Here is a 19,883-nt window from a genome sequence, read left to right as displayed (position 1 = left end):
AAAGTGTGGTATGTTTATCCGGTCCATAAATCCATGATGAACCTCTTCTTATTGCAATTACACGCATACCAGTACGGTTTACCAATAATAAATCTCCTAAAGTATTATTAGCAAGTTCTGATGACTCGTCAATGGAAACCCTGACTATGCTTTTGTCAGACTCTTCCATAACCATCTTAAATACAGGGTGTGGTTTGAACCCGGTTATCACCAAATCAGCCAAATCCTTAGCAGCATTTGCCATACTTTCAGCCGCTTCGGCAATTTCAATCAGTGCTGTTAATTTCTCTGCATCTTCATATGATCTGGCCGCTACCAGTGATTCCTTTTTAATTTCATAATTCATGGAGTTAACTTCATTTTCAAGTGCAATGACCTCTTCAGCTGCAGCTTTACTGTTGAATAAAACTGCTGAATAAGCTAAATCCACCATTAACTCCGACATGTTTTTCATTTCTATTAAAAGAGTTTTAATTGTCAATTCAAATTCCCCTATAGATCATTTGGATCTGTTTTCAATAAGCATGCTTTTCTAAGTTTCAATAAAGTTTTCTTTTTGGTTTTCAAGTCTTCAACATCTTCAAGGATGTTTTCTAAAGGCTCTCTTAAATATTCTGTGGCTTCTTTTGTATGTAGCCAGTGGCAGTTTGTACAGTTCCATACTCCCTTGCCCTTTATCCATTCTCCTCCTGTAGCGGAATCTCCGCATGGGTAAAATGGACAATAACAGAAATCGCAGTATTGGCCATCCCAGTGGCAAGGATAGAATTCGCACTCACGATTTGGACCATGAGCCACTTCGCCATTCAAGAATTTTTCATAATGATTTTGTGATAATGGATGAATCTTAGACCTGATTACATATCCTCTCGGTGTTATCATCTTACCGTCCTGGACATAGGTTATGTCATTTCCGACAATCAATGTGCAGGACATGTTTACGATGTCTTCAGTCAAATCCTTAGCTTCAACGATTGTTGCCTTTGGAGGCTCATAGGTACTGTCGACAATTCCTATCAATGCATCTTCACCCTTGATATCCAAAACACATTGCTTAAACCTTCTGAAAGGTTCCTTACGTGTTTTGCTTATGGGATTATATATTGCAACGATAAAATTCGCTTCAAGAGCATGTTTCAACTTCTTTTCTATTTCTGATAATGGAGTTAAGATATTGCTCAAACTTATTGCAGCGAAGTCGTGTAAAGGAGCTCCCAAATGGCTTGAAGCATAATTCAGGGCGGATACTCCAGGATAAACCTTTATTTCAACATCTTCATATTTGCTTACTATCTGATATAACACGTTTGCCATTCCGAATACGCCAGGGTCTCCGGAACTGATTAATGAAACTGTTTGGCCTTCCTGACTTTTTTTAATGGCAAATTCAGCTCTGGCTATCTCATCGCCCATTCCTTTTTTGACGATTTCCTTTCCTTCGATTAAATCTTCAATCTGGTTAATATATTTCTTATAGCCAATAATGACATCTGACTCCTCAATAGCTTTAATAGCTCCTAAAGTCATGTTGTCTCTATTTTGACCAATTCCTATTACATTAATCATTTTATCACTAGTACAGTTTTAAAATAGAAGTTATTGCAACTGTATTTTCATCCACCCTAAGACCGTTCTCACCGTATTTTGCTTGACCGGTTGCCATTACCTTATAGGATGGAGTCTGACTGATAACAATCTGTCCTGATGTCTGATTAGGTGAAGCATAACCTAACGCCTCAATGTTTACAGTAATATTTTTATTATCAGTGTCATCGAATGTTGTTATGTTCATTGAATCGACATTTACCCCATCTACCTGCGACAGCGATTCCATCTTGAGCGCAACATCCTTTTGATTTGAAATGTTGACTGGAGTAGGATCTTTAATCAAAGCTTCATTAACCTTCTGCGGACTGAAAAAATCATGGATTTTCGAAATCTGCATGTCCACCAATCCATGGAAGTTAGGAGCTTCAGCTGTAACAATGGTATATGAACTGAACAGACCCAATTCGAAAAATACGATAAATAACACTATTATTAGTATAACTCTAAGTATTTTACTTGCCATTTTATCACAATCATAAATCTTTATAAATATAGATTATATAATATTTTAAATTATATGTTTAATATATAATAAACCTAACCCAAATTAACAGGCAAAAATCAATATTGATTTTTAAAATTCTCAAAGTTTATTAACATAGAAAAATAAATTTTTTATCAGTATGTCGACTAATAAAATTCTATTAAAATTTGCAAAAAAAGGAATAAACCTATCACCTGAAGCTTATGACAAGGTCATGAAGGCAGATAACCCTCTAGATTTTGCATCTACATTAATAGTCAAATTGAAAAGCGATAAGTTTACATCAAAGGACCTGGTTTCCGTTAGCGGTGAAACCATTGATGAAATTACCGGAGTTAAAACAGCACCTGAAAATGATGATCAGGACACCTTAATTAAACCTGAAGAAACTCAAAAGACTGTTGACAAAACACCACAGCCCCCTAAAGAAGTTTCACATGAAAAAGCGAAACCTCAAAAAAAGGTTGAAGATGAAAAGCCAAAAGCAGTTGACAATGAAAATAAAGTTGAAATTAAAAAGCCTGATTCAATTGATGACCTTAAGAAGGAAAGCGACAAGCCTGAGCATTATGTTAACGAAACAATTCAAAAAGCTTCTGAAACCATTAAGGACACTAAAATCAAATTCAAAAGAAATGAGCAGAAGACCAATGTTGAATATGACTTCAAAATCATTCAGGACACCAGTAAAAAATCATACACCAGCGGTGAGCTTGAAAACCTTATTTCATATTTTAAAAGCAGATATGACAAATTGGCAAATATCCTATCCAGACGCCCTGAGCTTAGAAACTATACAAAAATAGCCGATATTGATGATGGAAGGGATAGCTTAAGCTTAATTCTGATGGTTCGTGAAATCAGATCCAGTAAAAACGGTCATAAAATCGTTGAATTTGAAGATGATACAGGAAACATTTCAATTCTCTTTTCAAATAAGAATGATGAACTGTTTGCTGAAGCGGAAAAGCTCGTGAGAGACGAGGTTGTTGGAGTCATTGCAAACAAAAGCGATGATGCAGGATTCGCATTTGGCCAACAAATAATTAATCCGGGTGTCCTAAGCATACCTGAAAAGGAAATGGACTTTGGTATTGTATTCCTTTCTGATGTTCACATTGGAAGTTTAACCTTCCTTGAAGACGCTTTTCAAAGATTCATTGACTGGATTAACTGTGAAGCTGGAGATGAAGAGCAGAGAAGAGTTGCTGAAGATGTTAAATACTTAATCATCGGAGGAGACATCGTGGATGGTATCGGAGTATATCCAAATCAGGACAAGGAATTAGCCATTAAGGACATTACAGAACAGTATAATGAGGCAGCCAGATTCCTAGGCAATATTAGAAGCGATATCAAAATCATCATTGCTCCTGGAAACCACGATGCATCAAGAGTCGCAGAACCGCAGCCTGCCGTTCCTGAAGAATATGCAAAGGCACTGTACGAACTTGACAATGTCGAATTCATTTCAAATCCTGGTGTCGTATCCCTTGACGGAATAAACGTATTAATTTACCACGGACGCAGTTTCGACGATTTGGTGATGGCTATCAAGAGCTTTGAATATGAAAAAAGTGATGAAATAATGATTGAATTATTGCAAAAAAGACATTTGGCTCCAATTTATGGTGAAAGAACTCCATTAGCATCAGAACTTGAAGATTATCTTGTGATTGACGAGGTTCCTGATGTTTTCCACACTGGCCATATTCACATTAACAGCTACAAAAAATATAAAGGAGTTCATTTAATCAATTCAGGTACATTTCAGACTCAAACAGAGTTCCAGAAAATTTATAACATTAATCCTACTCCTGCTGAAGTACCAATTCTTCATAAAGGAAAATACAGACACTTTAAATTCTTATAGAGGTTATTTTAATGAAAAAGAATATTGCTGAGATTATTGACGTTTCAAATGAAATATATGATAAGGGCTTGGTTTCCGGAAAATCAGGTAATATCAGTGCACGATTCGGAAGTGTGGTTGCCATTACACCAACATTGAAATCCTTATCCAACTTGTGTGAAGAGGATATCGTCCTTGTTGATATGGATGGCAATGTCCTGACTAAGGGCAAGCCTTCTTCTGAAGTTAACATGCACTTGGAAATCTATAAAAAAAGATCTGATGTTAATGCTATCGTACACACTCATTCACCTTATGCAACAGGATTTGCATTTTCAAATAAAAAGCTTAAAAGACTTGAAGGTTTCGGACCGATTGTAACACCATATCTGCAATCAATTGACTATGAAAAGCCTGGTAGTGATGAGCTTGCTAAAAGCGCCAGTGAAGGGCTTGGAAAAGAAGATGTATTGATTTTAAAAAAACATGGTGTGATTTGTGTAAGCGACAGTTTAAAAGAAGCGATGTTGCTTGCAGTTTTTGTTGAAGAGACTGCTAAAACTCAATTCATAACATTGATGTTAAATTCAGCTGAAGATAATGATTAATCTTCATCTGAAATTATGTTTTTGTTTCTGTTTTTCATTCCTTCTTCAATCATATTAATGATTAATCCGGATAATGAAGTATCTTCATCAATTGCCATTTTCTTTAATTCTTTTTTTAAATCTACAGGTAAGTTTATTGTGGTTTTGCTTATATCTGACATGTATAATAATTCATTTTAATTAAATATATATTTTTCTAAATAATATGTTCTCATTACCAAAAACTATTTAAATCTATTACAGACAAATATTATCTTAATAGTTATTTTTACTTATTTTAATTATTTTATTTTGGAGGGAGAATAAATGAGTAATCAAGCGATTGAAGAAGTATGTGAAATTCTTGACTATATTTCAGATAATAACACTGTTCCTCGTAATATCAGAGAAGCAGCTAGCCAATCTTGTGATTTATTAAAGGATGATGAACAAGATCAATCTGTAAGAATAAGTACAGTACTTGGAAAATTAGATGAAATCAGCAATGACCCTAATATTCCAGTTCACGCAAGAACTTTAATTTGGGAAGTTCTATCTAAATTAGAAGCTATCTAATTTAGTTTTTTACTATTTTTTTATATTATTTTGAAACGGCGATTGCTATTGTCACGCCATCATATGAAGTCTTTTTATATATCAATTTTGAATCGAAGCCTGCCATTATCAATGCTGACGGCTCACAAACACCATAAATTCCAAACTTTGAATAAACAAATTCAGACTTTGCAACATCACTGGATTCAAAGAGTTTCAATTTGTCAATTTCAACAAAACTGACGGGTATATTTAATTTTTCAGACAATTCCAAAATGCCCCTTTCATCCTTTTTTATTTCGGCTGAAGTGAGCATGTTAACTCTTGAAGGCATGATTTTCAAATCATCCAATGACTTTTTAAGGCCACCATAAATAAATTTACATTCCTTTCCGCGCCTGCATCCGATTCCGGCAACTATCTTTCTCTCTTTCAATGTCATTTCATGTTCATCCAGGCTGACGTGTATTTCATCTTCATTAACCTTTGACGAATAGTAAATTGAAACATTGATTTCAAGTGTAACATTATTTAGATATTCAAAAAGATACTCAAAATTCTTGTTTGGATTGACAGTGAATGAAATTTCACGACCATCCAAAATGGCCTTATTGAAGAATAGGATCTCCTTTGTATTGTCAATTGATAAATACAAGTCATTTGCCAGAACATCAATTCCCAATTTTTTATTTACATCAGTGGAAGTTGTTATGACTGGTGTTGCATCAATCAATCCTGCAACTTTATTTGCAAGCTCATTTGCACCGCCCAAATGACCGGATAATGTTGATATTACAAACTGTCCGTTATCGTCAATGTTTATGACTGCAGGGTCTGTGACTTTTGATTCCACAAGTGGTGCAATTGATCTGACCAATATTCCTGAAGCCATAATAGCAATAATTGCATCATATTCATAAAATAAAATAGGAAAATACTTTTTAACATTTTTATGATATAGATCACATCTTATTATTGTAGAATCCAAATCTAATAAATCTTTTAAGTCATATGCCAATTCTTGACCTTTATTCGATACTGAAATTATTGCTATTTTCATAATATCACATATATCAAAGTAAACAGTAATATAACGACTAATGTAAACAGGTAAATAGTTAATTTTGATAATCTTACCGCTTTTGAAATATCCTCTTTTGTTATATTTTTATTGTCGTCACCTAAAATATAGGTATCCTTTTTAATCAGCTGAATGTTCAATGCACCAGCGGTTGTTGCCATAGTGTATCCTGAGTTTGGTGATGGGCATTTTCTTGCATCTCTCATCATGATTTTATATGCATTTTTACCGTCGAGATTCAACAGATAGGTTGAAATGACGATGAATATTCCTGCAATTCGTGATGGGATAAAATTCAATATGTCATCTATTTTAGCGGGGAAAAAACCAATATTGACCAACTCATCAGTCTTGTATCCCAGCATTGCATCAAGTGTGTTGGCGATTCTGTATGCCATTGGGACTAGCAGCAGATAAAACAGCTGATTGTCAATTGGATGGTATAAAATCATTGCTCCAAAAATAAAATAATAAAGGACAGGCGCAATATATGAATCGGTTATGTTTTCAGTCAGGCTTTCAATGGTGGCTGAAACGATGAAAGATTCTGTCAGCTCATCAGTGTCACGGCTAACAAGGTATGACACCAACTGTCTTGCCTTGTCAATGCTTTCATCGAGTGCATCCTTAACGTCAACTGCAGTTTTCAAAAGCATATTCACAGAAAATGTTGATGACAAAAGTATTGCAAAAACAATGAATAGCAAAGCAATATTGAAGCTGCAAATCAGATAAATAACATATAATATTATAATAGATACCGCATACACTCCCAAAACAAGAAACAAACCTGAAAGTCTGTTTTTGATGTTTATGAACATCTTCTTAAAAAAGTCAATAATTGATCCAATTATCACAACAGGATGTATTCTGGTGGGCAGTTCACCAAATATCATGTCAATTATGAATGATATTAATAATGCAAATATAATAAATAAAAATAGTTTTAATGATGTAATAGTGCTTATTTTGGTTGTTATTATATCATTAATCAAATTATTATATTCAATCATAGTTTAATTTATATAATTAAAAAATAAATAATTTATTATAAATTTTATAAATAATGATGATATTATGAATCTCGAAGAAAATGTTAGACAATGGTTATCTGAAGAAGATTTGTTAAGGGAAGTGAAGTATGATGAAAATGCCGATTTTCACTATATTATTGAGTTTCCAAAAGAAAATATCATGGATGTTGTAAAGCCAACCGGTAAGGACTGTTTGATTATTGCCTGCGCTACTCAGGTTGCACCACAGCATCTGGACTTGATGAGACAGGCTGATAAAAAAACTCAAAAGGATTTCATCATGGATTTGAACTTCGGTTTGAATAATTTCTTGGTTGATTTTGAGCTTCAGGTTGCAAATGATATTTTGCAGCAGTTTGTAGTCACAGAACAAGTCTTTGAAGATGGATTATCTAAAAATGAATTGTTTAGAACTCTTAAACGTATCTTTAAGGCTAAACTGCATTGCATCTGGTTAATCGACAAGACTTTCGGAACACTTCAGATCAACATCACACCTTCAAATGAGAATGACATGTTCATTTAGAGAGGGAGGGGTGTATTTCAAGTGAAACGATTTCGTTGATATTGTAAGACTGAAGGGGTCTATTTCAACTGTAACACTTGAAATTTATCTTTTTTTATTTGGCTTATTTTCCTGATTTTCCATACTGTTTTTTGTTTGTTTTAAAATTCAAACGTTGAATCTTGTTTTTTACACTTGAAATATATGTCTTCATTTTGGGCTTTTTGCCAAAATATGTTACACTTGAAAAGGACCTCTCTGTCTTTGTGATGAATCATGACAATTTTTTCAAAGTTGATGTCCATTTGCCGATTTGCTCACTTTGAAAGCATATTTTTTTGAGAAAATTACACTTGAAATCATTATCTTATATTTGAAATAATACTATTTCACATTCAAAAATTAAATGATTTAAATCAAATACTTTTATATTCTAAAACATTTTATATATTTATTTTAAATTATAATCATTTTCAATTATTATTTTTAAATTTAAATTATTTTAAGCAGATTAATTTTGTGAGATTTTTCAATTGTTATTACATTTTTTATAACTTGTAATAAAAAGCTTTATTAAATAGCTATTTTATATTATTAACACTGGAAATTATACTCATGACATTTTTGTTATTTACTTAATTTTTTTAGGTGGGGAAGATGGTGAATATTTTTGAGGACGAACAACTTATTTCAAACAGAAGGAAAAATCAGATATTTAAAAACAAGAAACCTCTGGATCACAGATTTTTACCAGAAAAACTAGTTCATAGGGACGAGCAAATCAGAGAAATTGCAAGAAATTGGGTCGATGTTTTGGATAATGTCACTCCATCAAACGTTACATTATACGGTAAAACAGGAACAGGAAAAACAGCGGCATCCAAATTCGCACGTGAACAGCTGATTGAAGCTGCGGACAACGAAAACATCTTTGTAAAGATTGAATATATAAGATGTACAGATTTCACCACTGAATATCAGGTTATTGCCGAGTTGTGTAACAGGCTCGGACGTGATGTTCCAAACCGTGGATGGACAAAAGCTGAGGTTGTAAATGCGTTCAGAAGCCTGTTTAGAACCAATGCATTCGGTAAAAAACTGCAGCTGATTGTTATATTGGACGAAATCGATATCCTGCTTGATAAGGATGGTGATGGAATATTATACACATTAACAAGAACAGACAATGTTGCAGTTCTCTCAATCAGTAATTATCTTGACTTTAAGAATTTAATCAAATCCAGGGTTACCAGCAGCCTGAACGATAAGGAAATTGTATTTCCACCATATGGCGCTGACCAGTTGGCAGACATTTTGTCCGAAAGGGCTGAACTTTCATTCAATGATGGTGTATTGAATGATGATGTCATACCTTTATGTTCTGCAATGGCCGCTAAAGAGGAAGGCGATGCAAGATATGCATTAGACCTTTTAAAGAATGCGGGTGAGTTGGCTTTTGATGATGCCTGTGAAAAAGTAACCACTGATCATGTAAAAAGAGCTAAGGAAAGAATAGAACACAATAAAGTCAGTGAAATATTATCCACCCTTCCGCTTCAACAGCAAAGGCTTCTGTTGGCTATCTTGACATTAACAAAGCAAAAAGAGGAAATTACATCCGGAAAACTTTACGAATCTTACACTGACATTTCCAAAAAGGATGCGGTTACATACAGAAGAATATTTGATTTCATCAATGAGCTTGAATTGCTTGGTATAATTTCTACAAACACCGTTTCACGTGGTCGTGGAAAAGGCAGAACAAATATTATCAAACTTCAATGTGATGAAGCTTTACTTGAAACAGCTCTTTTCTCTATTTAGGGTTGTTTTTAATTAAAGTTTTTAAAATCGCCATCCTCACAGGTACTGCATTTGCTGCTTGTTTGAAATATTTGTTATATTTGGTATCGTCAACATCACCGGCGATTTCATCTATTCTAGGCAGTGGATGCATTACAATCAAATCCTTACCTTCCAACATTTTCTTATTGATGATATATGACCCTTTTATTTTTAGATAGTCGTTAATGTCAACGAAACGCTCTTTTTGTATTCTGGTTACATATAATACGTCAACATCATCTATGATGTCCTCAATGTTATCCACTTCCACATAATCAACATTTGTTTTATTTAAATCATGTAAAATCTCTTGAGGCATTCTAAGCTCTTTAGGAGATACCAAATAAATTTTTATGTTATTGAATAAGCTTAAGGCCTGAGCCAATGAATGTACTGTACGACCGAATTTCAAATCACCAATCAAAGCGATATTTAAATCGTCAATTGATCCGATTTCATTTCTTATGGTATATAAGTCAAGCAGTGTCTGTGTAGGATGCTGGCCAGCACCGTCACCTGCGTTGATAACCGGAACATCAACTATATCGGATATGAATTTTGACACTCCTTCAAGCTCATGTCTGATTACAAGCGCATCGCTGTATCCTTCAAACATTTTTGCGGTATCTGCAATGCTTTCACCTTTTGAAACGGAACTGGATCCGCTGCTTGCAAATCCGATGCATTGTCCATTAAAGCGTTTCATTGCTGTTTCAAAGGATATTCTTGTTCTTGTTGATGGTTCAAAAAACATTAAACCTAGAATTTTTCCTTTTAATTCTTCTGATACTGCCTTAGATTGTGCAATATCTTCTAATTTTGAGGCCTCATCAAGAAGATATTCTATATCCTCCCTTTCAAAGTCTTTAATTGAAATAATGTTTTTTAGTTTGAAAATTTTAACCACCTTTTTAAATTATTCTTTCGATTGGTACAACCAGGATATCACGGGCACCTGCATTTCTTAAATCATTTACAAGTTCAAAAACCTCTTTTTCATCAATCACCGCTTGTGCGGCAACGGTTTTCTTTTCGGATAATACTTCAGATATTGTCAGACCACCCATTGAAGGCATGACTTCTTTTACTTTATCCAAGTCGCTTTCATCAACGTTCATCATGATCAGCTTTTTCCTGTCGGCATCAAGCACACCTTTTATGCTTGTGCTGACGGCTTCAATCAATTCCTTTTTGTCTTTTAGGCTGTCATGATTTGCAATGAGCTTGATTGAACTTTCCAATATAACATCAATGATTTCCAAATGATTCATTTTAAGAGTAGTTCCGGTACTTGTAAGGTCGGTTATCAAATCTGCAATTCCTATGAAAGGTGCCGCTTCAGTGGATCCGCTCAATTTAACGATTTTCAAGTCCAAACCTTTTTCCTGCAAATACTTTCTTGTTAATACAGGAAATTCGGTAGCCACCTTCATATCATCTGTAATGTCATTGACTGAATTGATGTTTGATTCTTCGGGAGCCGCAAGGACCAGTTTTGTCTGTCCAAATCTCAGGTCAAGAAGTTCATGAACGTCCGCTTCGTTTTCTTTAATCAGGTCCACACCGGTTATTCCAACATCTGCCACACCGTCATTGACGAATTCTGGAATATCGGATGCTCTTGCAAACATCACTTCAATATTTTCGTTGAATGTTTTTGAAATTAGTTTACGATTGCTTTTATCGATTAATCCAAGTCCTGCTTTTTCTAGGATGTTTATTGATGGTTCACTTATTCTTCCTTTTGATGGAACCGCAATTTTTATTTTCATTATATCTTCTCAAATTTTTTTTATCTGATAATATATTTTAAATATTGTTATTTATAATCTTTATTGATTAATCATGAATATTAATACTTTTATTTTTTTAAATTTGGTAATTTATATTATTCATTTTTTAATTATGGCGTAATTTAGCGAAATATTTAAATATTAAGATATATCATATCTTATTTAACTTATTATTTGTTGATAATAATAAGTTTTAACAGAATTTATGTGAGGTGAAAATTATGTCTGAAATACCAAAAGCTCCTATCGCAAGGATCATTAAAGAATCTGGTGCAGAAAGAGTTAGCGAAGATGCAAAAGCTGCATTAGCTGAATACTTAGAAGAAGTAGCTCGTGATGTTGCTAAAGAAGCAAACAATGTTGCTAAAATCGCAAAACGTAAAACTGTTAAAGCAGATGATATTAAATTAGCTATCAAAAACTTATAAATTGTTTTTAGCTAACTTTTTTTATTTTTTTTTTAAGGTGTTATCATGAATAATACTATTTTAATTAAGAACGCATTAATTTTAAACCCAAATAATTTTGAAAACAGAAAACAATCCTTATTAATTAAAGATGATTTAATCGCTGAAATCTCCGACGAAATCGACGACAGCAATGTCGACAAGATAATCGATGCGGAAGGCAAAATACTACTTCCTGGATTAATCAATACTCACACTCATTTATCAATGACCTTATTCAGAGGCCTTGCCGATGATTTGAGCCTTGACAGCTGGCTGAACGATCATATCTGGCCAATGGAAGCAAATCTCAATGGAGACTATTGTTATATCGGTGCCCTTTTGGGAGCGGTTGAGCTAATCAAGTCAGGAACAACAACATTTTCCGACATGTACTTCTACATGGAGGATGTTGCCCGTGCAGTTGAGGATGCTGGAATCAGGGCGGTCCTGTCATATGGAATGATAGACTTCGGCGATGCCGAAAGGAGAGAAGCTGAAATCAAGGAAAACATGGCATTATTTGAAGCATGCAATGGAATGGCAGACGGAAGGATTAAGGTATTTTTCGGTCCGCACTCACCATATACAGCTTCCGAGGAACTCCTGATTAAAGTACGTGAATTGGCTGATGAACATAATATCGGAATTCACATACATGTTTCAGAAACCCAAAAGGAAATCAATGACAGTTTGGATGAAAAAGGCCTAAGGCCATTTGAATATTTGGAAAAGATCGGATTTTTAGGTCCTGATGTTGTTGCTGCACATTGTGTATGGTTAAGTGACGAGGAAATTGAGATAATCAAAAAGCATGATGTTAAAGTATCACACAACCCTTGCAGTAATATGAAATTGGCTTCAGGTATTGCTCCGGTTTCCAAACTGATTGAAAACGATATCTGTGTATCCATCGGTACTGATGGAGCTTCTTCAAACAATAATCTGGATTTGATTGAAGAGCTTAAGACCGCAAGTTTGCTTCAGAAGGTTTCAACTTTAGACCCTAAGGTTTTAACTTCCGACGAAGCCATTGAAATGGCTACCATAAAAGGAGCTGAAACATTAGGTTTGAGTGATGAAATCGGTTCCATTGAAGTCGGTAAAAAAGCAGATATTATTTTGATTGACACAAACAGTGCCAATATGGTTCCGGACAGTTCATCTTTATCTTCAAATGTAGTTTACTCAGCAAACGGTTCAAATGTCGATACCACTATTTGCAACGGTAAAGTGCTGATGGAAAATAAGAAATTAACTGTTTTGGATGAAGATGAAATTTATGCTAGAGCCAAACAGGCTATAAAAGAATTAAAAGAAGCTATCTAGCTTCAAATTCTATTTTATTTTTATTTATTATTATACTCTTTTTCCATTCGTCCTTGCTTTCAGGGAAATCGCTTCTGAAGTGTGCTCCACGGCTTTCTCTGCGTATGATTGCTGATTTTACGGTTAAAATGCAGATTTCAACCATGTTTATTACTTCAAGTGCGGTTACCAAATCGGTATTGTATTGTTTTTTGTCGCTGACATCAAGGTTGACGAGTTCCTTCTGCATTTCCTGAAGCTCGCCCAATGCCTCGTTGAGGGTCTTTTCTTCACGGACTATTGCAACCTTTTCCCACATCAGGCTTTTGATTCTGTTTTTGAATTCTTTAGGTTTGATGGAGCCTTCTTTAATCAGGCCTTCAATTCTTGATGCCTCTTCCCGAACCATTTCATCGTTTGTTTTGAGTTCACTTTCCTTTGCAGCCTTTGATGCGCTAACACCGGCGATCTTACCGAACACCTGAGTATCAGCCAGCGCATTACCGCCCAAACGGTTTGCTCCATGGACTCCTCCACAGACTTCTCCAGCTCCAAACAGGTTATCCAGGGAACTTGATGCATCAGTATTTATTTTAAGCCCTCCCATAAAGTGGTGGGCAGTCGGTGCCACTTCTATCGGACCGTGCTTGATGTCCACTCCAACATTTTCAAATTGCAGGACCATAGTTTCGAGCTTTTCATCGATATAATCGTCATCCAGGTGTGAAATGTCAAGATATACTCCGCCGTTTTCTGTTCCTCTTCCTTCGATTATTTCCTGATAGATTGATCTTGCAACTACATCACGTGTGGCAAGCTCCATCTTTTCTGGTGCGTATTTGCTCATGAACCTTTCGCCTTCGCTGTTTATGAGCTTTCCGCCTTCGGCCCTGACGGCTTCAGTTACAAGGACTCCCTTTTTGGATTCGGGTGCCACCATTCCTGTCGGGTGGAACTGAACCTGTTCCATGTCAACCAGGTTTGCTCCTGCACGGTAGGAAATTGCATAGCCGTCTCCATTCTTTTGGAAGGTATTGGATGTTACAGGGTATAGTTGTCCGGCTCCTCCGCTTGCTAGGATTGTGGCTTTTGCCTTGAAGTATATGAGGCTTGAATCTTTCAGGTTTAGGCCTGTTGCGCCTATCACATGATTGCCGTCAGTGACGAAAGATGTAATCATTACCTCTTCGATGCATTCGATATCTCTTTTGATGATTTCCTCCTTAAGAGCATTCAACAGCTCTGCACCTGTCCTGTCACCTTGGTAACAGGTTCTTCTGAAGCTCTGACCTCCGAATGGTCTCTGGTCTATTTCACCAGACTCCTGCCTGTCGAACAGTGCACCATAGTTTTCAAGGTCAATCAATCTTTTCGGTGACTCATTTACGAGTATTTCAACCAGTTTCTTGTCGTTGAGATAGCTTCCACCTTTTAGGGTGTCATTAAAGTGAGCGTCTATGGAATCATCCTTGTCAACGGTCTTGAATACTGCATTGTATCCTCCTTCTGCCATTCCGGTACAGCCTGACCTGAATGACAATCCTTTTGACACGATGATTGCCTTTAGACCTGCATCATCAACTTCGATAGCTGCTCTTGAACCTGCTCCTCCAGATCCAATGATTAACACATCTGTAGAGATAGTTTTTATTTCCATTTCAATTACCCTGTAAAATTTTATTATAGTATTACTATATTTTTCATCGTTAAAAATATTTATTAATCAAAAAAAATTAAATGTATAGTGTTGAATCTATATTTCTTAAATTAAATTTAAAACATTTCTTTCATTGTTTGATTAAATTGAAAATATAGTTTAAAATTTTGACACTTATTTAATTTGGTATCATTTAATTAGAGGTTATTTCATGAAAATTAATGGTGAAGTAAAGACCGGTTTGGGCAAAGGCTCATTTTTCATATCACAGGAATTCTACTCAAACGAGTTCAGGAAAAATCTGGGATTCGTTCCATACCCCGGAACATTGAATGTTGTTGTAAGCGACGAGTATCTAGATGAAATCAATGAAATCAAGGATAACTGTCAAAACATAATCAAGCCGGATGAGGGATTCGGGGCTGTAAAGTACATCGAAGCTGTCTTAAATGATGAAGTTAATGGAGCAATTGTCTTTCCGGCAAAAACTGTTCATGACGTGAATTATCTCGAATTCATTGCCGAAATAGGATTAAGGGATGAGCTGGGCATTGAAGACGGCGATATCGTATCCTTTGAATTTTGATACCATAAAGTATTTTATACATAACGAATATATTTTTTAATACGTTCTCGGGGCGGGGTGAAATTCCCCACCGGTGGTGATTTTGATAAGATAAGTCCACGAGCACAAGGAAGTGTTGATTTGGTGAGATTCCAAAACCGACGGTGACAGTCCGGATGGAAGAGAAGATAATAGTTATTTAGTTATTTTTAGCCCTGGTTCTAGTATATAAGGAGATATTACTATGAATCAAGAAACAAATTTAGATAAAGCTTTAGAAGCTATAAGAAACGGTCAATTTGTACTTGTTTTTGATGATGATGACAGGGAAGGAGAAGTCGATATGATTATCGCTTCCGAATTTGTAACCCCTAAATCAATTGCAACCATGAGAAATGACGCAGGCGGTTTAATCTGCAACTGCTTACACGATGATTTCTGCGAAGCTATTCATTTGCCATTTATGGTGGACATCATGAAAGCGGCTACAGAAAAATATCCTGAACTTGCAAAACTTGCACCAACAGACATTCCATACGATGAAAGATCATCCTTTTCAGTTTGGGCAAACCACAGAAAATCTTTCACAGGAGTAACTGACCATGACAGAGCAATGACAATATCTGAAATGGCAATCATGATGAAAGAAGAAAGATTTGATGAGTTCGGTGCAACATTCAGGTCACCTGGTCACGTATGTCTTTTAAGAGGAGCAGAAGGACTTGTCAAAAACAGGCAAGGACACACTGAAATCGGTCTTGCATTATGTGAGCTTGCAGGCGTCACTCCTGTCTGTGTAGTGTGTGAAATGATGGATGGCGAAACAGGCCAGGCCACATCAGTTGCTGATGCTCGCAAATACGCAGAAGAAAACGGATTGGTCTTGCTTAAAGGCGAAGACATTATCAACGAATACTTAAAAGAATAGTTAAGGTGCTTCGCTGCACTTTTTAACTATATAATTGGCAATGAATTCCATTATTTGCTGATATTTGTAGGAATTATAAATGCTGAATGAGACGTATCTTCCGTCTCTCATTTTAATTTCCAAACCATTTTTCACTTCTTTTGATTTGTTTATTGCAGCTATTTTTTTCCATGGAATTCTGAGAGTTTTATTTTTCAGGGCATTTTCAATGTGAATCCCGTCATCCTTGAACCTGATGATTCTCACGATTCTGCGATTCTTGTCGCTTGCAATCTGAATGTTGCCGTCTTCATCAAAGACATAATCGGGTATCAGGCATGTTGCCTTCCAGCCCTGTTTCATTTTCTTTAAAACGTGTGCACGGTCTTTCTTGGTCAGTTTGACCCCGGTTTCAGGACTCAGGTTAAGTGCCATCAAACCACCTTGCTTTTGATTTCATCGAATGTGTGGATTTTTTCAAACTCGACTTCACGGGCTATGCTGATTATCAGGTCAATGTCCAGGTTGCTTTCAATCAGGTCCATCGCATGTGAGGTGAAAAGCTCATATCTTATTTCGACTTCCGGAATGAATCCTCGCATGTCTGCTGATTTTAGTTTCGGAAGCTTCAGCACGTTTTCGACCTTTGTGTTGTTTTTGATGTATGGCACCACCTGGTCGAATATATCGTCATTGTAGACTTTGTTTAAAAGAATCGCTTCTACTGAAACTCCTAATTTTTCAAGCATGTTTGCATGTGAAACCAAATCAACGGCAGCTGATTCTATTCCACCCTTGTTCACACCTGAAGCAAGTATCATCGGTATGTTTGATGACATGGCAATTTCTGCTGCTGAAAACGGAACCTTTTCGTTAAGTAGTCCTGTAAACACGCTCATCACTCCCTCGATAAGCACGATATCATAGTCTGATGAGTTGAGTTTCGCGACAGTAGATTCGATGTCGCTCCAGCCTAAATGTCCTATTTTTATTGATGCGAACTCTTCCATTTTACCTTTTGTCAGGTAAAGTCCAGGAATTATGTCACGCACATCAGGACCTACCTTTAATAGGGCCACTTTATATCCCCTTTTTCTTAGGGCACCGGCAAGGCCAGTTACAATGAAAGTCTTTCCGCTGTCAGAGCCATTGCTTCCAATCATGAGGTATTTAGGTCTTTTGTTTGGTGTAATATCAGGTATTCTTATTCCGGTGTTGATTCCTACTTCGCTTTGAAGGAATTTTTTGACTTCGCTATTTCTATTGTAAATCTCATCGGTATCTGTAGCGTCTATTTGTTCTAATAGATTATCTACAATAATGGGATTTTCATCCAGAATGCCGTGAATCATGGTTCCGATAACATTGCCGTCATCGTTGCATGCGCCTGAAAAGATGTTATAGTAGCCCTTTTCATTGGTGTCGCCGTAATTCATCCTTTGGACTTTTGAATAGAACAGCGGTTTTGCATCCCCTTCAACCTTACCGTAGGTATGGGTGTGAAAGCCGTCAACGTCTTCAGTCTGTCCCTTCACTATAAAGGAGTTGTCAAAGACTTTTGCCTTTACACGGTCGCTTGTAATCAATGGTGAGAAATTGACGTCGATTATTCCAAGGCCGTCCTTAACGATTGGTACTGGGGATTTTCTTCCGATGTCTATCTGATTGGACAGTAGCTGAAAGCCCGCACATATTCCGATGATAGGTTTTCCGGCTTTTGCCATCTTTTTAATTTCCGTGTTCAGTCCCATGTTAATGTCATTTGATTCTATCAGTGTTCCGCCGGGAATGATTAATGCATCAAGTTCATCTGAAGCCTTATTACCGTTTACAAGTCCGTTTTCCTTAACGATGTCGGTTGGCAAGTTTCCAAAATCCTCAAATCCCGGAACCGCTCCATTGATATAAGCAAGTCCAATTTTTGTCATAAAAATACCTCTTGATAATCTATTGTATCTTTATTTTAATAAAATTTTAGAGGTGCATTTCAAGTGTAAAAAAGTTTGTAAAAAAAAAGAGTTTATTGAGTGTTTTCGAAAACACTCATAGCTTTGATAATTTTTTCGTCATCCAATGGTTTTGCCTGAATCTGCAATCCTACAGGAATGCCGTCAACTTCCCCTGCTGGAATGCTTGCTGCAGGAATACCAGCCAGGTTGGCAATTACTGTCAATACGTCGTAGGCATACATTTCCATTGGCTCCAATTCAGCGCCGATTTCATGAGGGAGCTTAGGAACGGTCGGTCCTACAATCAAATCGACATTTTCAAGCATTGAGGTGATTTCAGCTCTGATAACTGATCTTGCTTTTAATGCTTGCTTGTAGTATTTGCCGCTGAATTCAGCTTCTGCAATATGTGAACCGATTTTGATTCTTCTTAAAACCTCATCTCCGCACACTTCTTCGATTCTGGAACCGTAATCTCTTCCGTCGTATTTTCTGGTTGCTGAGAAGAATTCAACATAGTTGATTAAATAGTATGTTGGCAGACATAAGTCAATGTAGTCGAAGCTAACTTCCACAAGCTCTGCGCCTGCATCAACCAATTTTTGAATAGCTTTGTTGACGGTCTTGTTGATTTCATCATCAGTCACGTCAATGAACTCCTGACAGACTGCTATTTTCATGCTTTCTAAAGAGGTTTCTTCAAGCACTTCGGTAAAGTCAGGTTTTTCCCAGTCAAGTGTGGTACATTCGGTTTCGTCATATTTTGCAATAGTATTTAGAGCTAATGCTATTCCGCTCACATCGTTGGCTAGCGGTCCGATTTGGTCCAGACTCATGGATAAATCTAAAAGACCTTGTCTTGAAACGGCACCGTAAGTAGGTTTGAATCCGACTACTCCACAGTGTGATGCAGGGTTTCTGATGGATCCTCCTGTATCGGAACCGATTGAAATGTCACACATTTCAGCTGCAATTGCCGCTGCACATCCTCCGGAAGAACCTCCAGGGATTCTTCCCATGGCAGCAGGGTTCTGGGTTGGACCGTAGTATGAAGTTTCGGTTGAACTTCCGGCTGCAAATTCATCCATATTTAAAATACCGATGATTATTCCATCTTCATTAAGGATTTCGTCAACAACAGTTGCATTGTAGCTTCCGTAGTAGTCTTCCAAGGTTTTGGAAGCTGCGGAAATAATCAGATCTTCAACATTAATGTTTGCTTTTATACCGAATACCAAACCAGCTAAAGCGCCGACATCTTCGCCGTTGGCGATTTTTTCATCAATAGCTTCTGCCTGTTTTAACGCATTTTCATAGTTTAATTCAATGAATGCATTAATTTCTTCGTTATTTTCATCGATAACTTTAATGAAGCCTTCTACATTTTCTTTAGCTGTCATTTCTCCATTTTTAATGGAGTTCAATTTTTCAATAACGTTCATTAAAACACCTAATAATCGTAAATTATAATATTATTATTTTATTTTTCAATGTTTATATAGATTGGTTTTTTCACCATGTAAAATCTCATATGGCATTTTGCAGTTTCAAACAAAGCATTAACTTTATGTCATTTATATACTGCCTTTGATAAAATTTTGATTAATTAACAGAAGATGTGATGACAATGAAAACTATTGGATATATCGTGATGAGGAAAGTTAATGCTGCCAAACCTTAGGCAATGTTGGGAAATTACTTTTAGGG

At 36.1% G+C, this 19,883-nt stretch carries 21 protein-coding genes and 1 riboswitch; of the genes, 9 read left to right on the top strand and 12 right to left on the bottom strand.

What is annotated here, in order from left to right; genetic code table 11:
- From ACJMML_RS04735 to ACJMML_RS04725, 3 genes are all read right to left on the bottom strand, one after another.
- The coding region (locus tag ACJMML_RS04735; RefSeq protein WP_405306230.1) for a potassium channel family protein at positions 1 to 481 on the bottom strand (481 nt) is incomplete at its 3' end.
- An 11-nt stretch (positions 482 to 492) separates the two neighbouring features.
- On the bottom strand, positions 493 to 1,566 hold the full coding sequence (cobJ, locus tag ACJMML_RS04730) for a precorrin-3B C(17)-methyltransferase (protein WP_405306229.1): 1,074 nt from the start codon (positions 1,564 to 1,566) through the stop codon (positions 493 to 495).
- 7 nt (positions 1,567 to 1,573) lie between these two features.
- Positions 1,574 to 2,071 carry a hypothetical protein gene (locus ACJMML_RS04725; RefSeq protein WP_405306228.1) on the bottom strand — a complete coding sequence of 166 codons (498 nt, stop codon included), beginning with the start codon at positions 2,069 to 2,071 and terminating at the stop codon, positions 1,574 to 1,576.
- Positions 2,072 to 2,231: 160 nt separating this feature from the next.
- Between ACJMML_RS04725 and ACJMML_RS04720 the strand changes: the two genes are divergently transcribed.
- Positions 2,232 to 3,965, top strand: a complete 1,734-nt coding sequence (locus ACJMML_RS04720) for a DNA-directed DNA polymerase II small subunit (RefSeq protein WP_405306227.1) — start codon at positions 2,232 to 2,234, stop codon at positions 3,963 to 3,965.
- An 11-nt stretch (positions 3,966 to 3,976) separates the two neighbouring features.
- On the top strand, positions 3,977 to 4,552 hold the full coding sequence (locus ACJMML_RS04715) for a class II aldolase/adducin family protein (protein WP_405306226.1): 576 nt from the start codon (positions 3,977 to 3,979) through the stop codon (positions 4,550 to 4,552).
- Here the strand turns inward: ACJMML_RS04715 and ACJMML_RS04710 are convergent.
- Positions 4,549 to 4,713, bottom strand: a complete 165-nt coding sequence (locus ACJMML_RS04710) for a Met repressor (protein ID WP_405306225.1) — start codon at positions 4,711 to 4,713, stop codon at positions 4,549 to 4,551. The two genes, ACJMML_RS04715 and ACJMML_RS04710, sit on opposite strands and share 4 nt — an antisense overlap.
- Before the next feature lie 145 nt (positions 4,714 to 4,858).
- On the opposite strand from ACJMML_RS04710, the gene ACJMML_RS04705 reads away from it, so the two are divergent.
- A complete protein-coding gene (locus tag ACJMML_RS04705) occupies positions 4,859 to 5,107 on the top strand; it encodes a UPF0147 family protein (protein ID WP_296782455.1) in 249 nt (82 codons plus the stop codon).
- Between the two features lie 25 nt (positions 5,108 to 5,132).
- Here the strand turns inward: ACJMML_RS04705 and ACJMML_RS04700 are convergent, their stop codons facing one another.
- Positions 5,133 to 6,146, bottom strand: a complete 1,014-nt coding sequence (locus tag ACJMML_RS04700; RefSeq protein ID WP_405306224.1) for a cobalt-precorrin 5A hydrolase — start codon at positions 6,144 to 6,146, stop codon at positions 5,133 to 5,135.
- Positions 6,143 to 7,180, bottom strand: coding sequence for a cobalamin biosynthesis protein (locus ACJMML_RS04695; protein ID WP_405306223.1), 1,038 nt, complete (start codon positions 7,178 to 7,180; stop codon positions 6,143 to 6,145). Before ACJMML_RS04695 ends, ACJMML_RS04700 begins: the two co-directional genes overlap by 4 nt.
- A 64-nt stretch (positions 7,181 to 7,244) precedes the next feature.
- Here ACJMML_RS04695 and ACJMML_RS04690 point away from each other — a divergent pair, with 64 nt between their 5' ends.
- Complete coding sequence (locus ACJMML_RS04690; RefSeq protein ID WP_405306222.1) at positions 7,245 to 7,727, top strand: DUF2299 domain-containing protein; 483 nt, start codon at positions 7,245 to 7,247, stop codon at positions 7,725 to 7,727.
- 636 nt (positions 7,728 to 8,363) lie between these two features.
- Complete coding sequence (locus ACJMML_RS04685) at positions 8,364 to 9,530, top strand: orc1/cdc6 family replication initiation protein (RefSeq protein WP_405306221.1); 1,167 nt, start codon at positions 8,364 to 8,366, stop codon at positions 9,528 to 9,530.
- On the opposite strand, the gene pyrB is transcribed toward ACJMML_RS04685, so the two are convergent.
- The gene (pyrB, locus tag ACJMML_RS04680) at positions 9,523 to 10,458 is read right to left on the bottom strand and encodes an aspartate carbamoyltransferase (protein ID WP_405306220.1); all 936 of its coding nucleotides are present in this window, start codon (positions 10,456 to 10,458) and stop codon (positions 9,523 to 9,525) included. The genes ACJMML_RS04685 and pyrB overlap by 8 nt on opposite strands.
- A 4-nt stretch (positions 10,459 to 10,462) precedes the next feature.
- Positions 10,463 to 11,323 carry an ATP phosphoribosyltransferase gene (gene hisG, locus ACJMML_RS04675; protein ID WP_405306219.1) on the bottom strand — a complete coding sequence of 287 codons (861 nt, stop codon included), beginning with the start codon at positions 11,321 to 11,323 and terminating at the stop codon, positions 10,463 to 10,465.
- 242 nt (positions 11,324 to 11,565) lie between these two features.
- On the opposite strand from hisG, the gene ACJMML_RS04670 reads away from it, so the two are divergent.
- A complete protein-coding gene (locus ACJMML_RS04670) occupies positions 11,566 to 11,772 on the top strand; it encodes a histone family protein (RefSeq protein ID WP_296782471.1) in 207 nt (68 codons plus the stop codon).
- Between the two features lie 42 nt (positions 11,773 to 11,814).
- Positions 11,815 to 13,119 carry an amidohydrolase family protein gene (locus tag ACJMML_RS04665; protein WP_405306231.1) on the top strand — a complete coding sequence of 435 codons (1,305 nt, stop codon included), beginning with the start codon at positions 11,815 to 11,817 and terminating at the stop codon, positions 13,117 to 13,119.
- On the opposite strand, the gene tfrA is transcribed toward ACJMML_RS04665, so the two are convergent.
- Positions 13,112 to 14,755 (bottom strand): fumarate reductase (CoM/CoB) subunit TfrA, encoded by a 1,644-nt coding sequence (tfrA, locus tag ACJMML_RS04660; protein ID WP_405306218.1) that lies wholly within the window; start codon positions 14,753 to 14,755, stop codon positions 13,112 to 13,114. The two genes, ACJMML_RS04665 and tfrA, sit on opposite strands and share 8 nt — an antisense overlap.
- Before the next feature lie 211 nt (positions 14,756 to 14,966).
- Between tfrA and ACJMML_RS04655 the strand changes: the two genes are divergently transcribed.
- Positions 14,967 to 15,341: a DUF120 domain-containing protein gene (locus tag ACJMML_RS04655; RefSeq protein ID WP_405306217.1), complete on the top strand. Its 375-nt coding sequence runs from the start codon at positions 14,967 to 14,969 to the stop codon at positions 15,339 to 15,341.
- A gap of 39 nt (positions 15,342 to 15,380) precedes the next feature.
- Positions 15,381 to 15,512: riboswitch (FMN riboswitch) on the top strand.
- A gap of 52 nt (positions 15,513 to 15,564) precedes the next feature.
- Positions 15,565 to 16,248, top strand: a complete 684-nt coding sequence (ribB, locus tag ACJMML_RS04650; protein WP_405306216.1) for a 3,4-dihydroxy-2-butanone-4-phosphate synthase — start codon at positions 15,565 to 15,567, stop codon at positions 16,246 to 16,248.
- Here the strand turns inward: ribB and ACJMML_RS04645 are convergent, their stop codons facing one another.
- The 3 genes from ACJMML_RS04645 to gatA all read right to left on the bottom strand — a co-directional run bounded on the left by ACJMML_RS04645 (position 16,249) and on the right by gatA (position 19,618).
- A complete protein-coding gene (locus ACJMML_RS04645) occupies positions 16,249 to 16,662 on the bottom strand; it encodes a hypothetical protein (RefSeq protein ID WP_405306215.1) in 414 nt (137 codons plus the stop codon).
- Positions 16,662 to 18,155 (bottom strand): DJ-1/PfpI family protein, encoded by a 1,494-nt coding sequence (locus tag ACJMML_RS04640; RefSeq protein WP_405306214.1) that lies wholly within the window; start codon positions 18,153 to 18,155, stop codon positions 16,662 to 16,664. The genes ACJMML_RS04645 and ACJMML_RS04640 overlap by 1 nt, the downstream gene beginning before the upstream one ends.
- A 92-nt stretch (positions 18,156 to 18,247) precedes the next feature.
- Positions 18,248 to 19,618, bottom strand: a complete 1,371-nt coding sequence (gene gatA, locus ACJMML_RS04635; protein WP_405306213.1) for an Asp-tRNA(Asn)/Glu-tRNA(Gln) amidotransferase subunit GatA — start codon at positions 19,616 to 19,618, stop codon at positions 18,248 to 18,250.
- Between the last annotated feature and the right edge of the window lie 265 nt (positions 19,619 to 19,883).

It is taken from the genome of Methanobrevibacter sp. (assembly GCF_045130115.1).
In the GTDB taxonomy this organism is placed as follows: Archaea; Methanobacteriota; Methanobacteria; order Methanobacteriales; family Methanobacteriaceae; genus Methanocatella.
The sequence above is the reverse complement of the archived record's forward strand: the minus strand, read 5'-3'. Positions and strand labels throughout refer to the sequence as shown.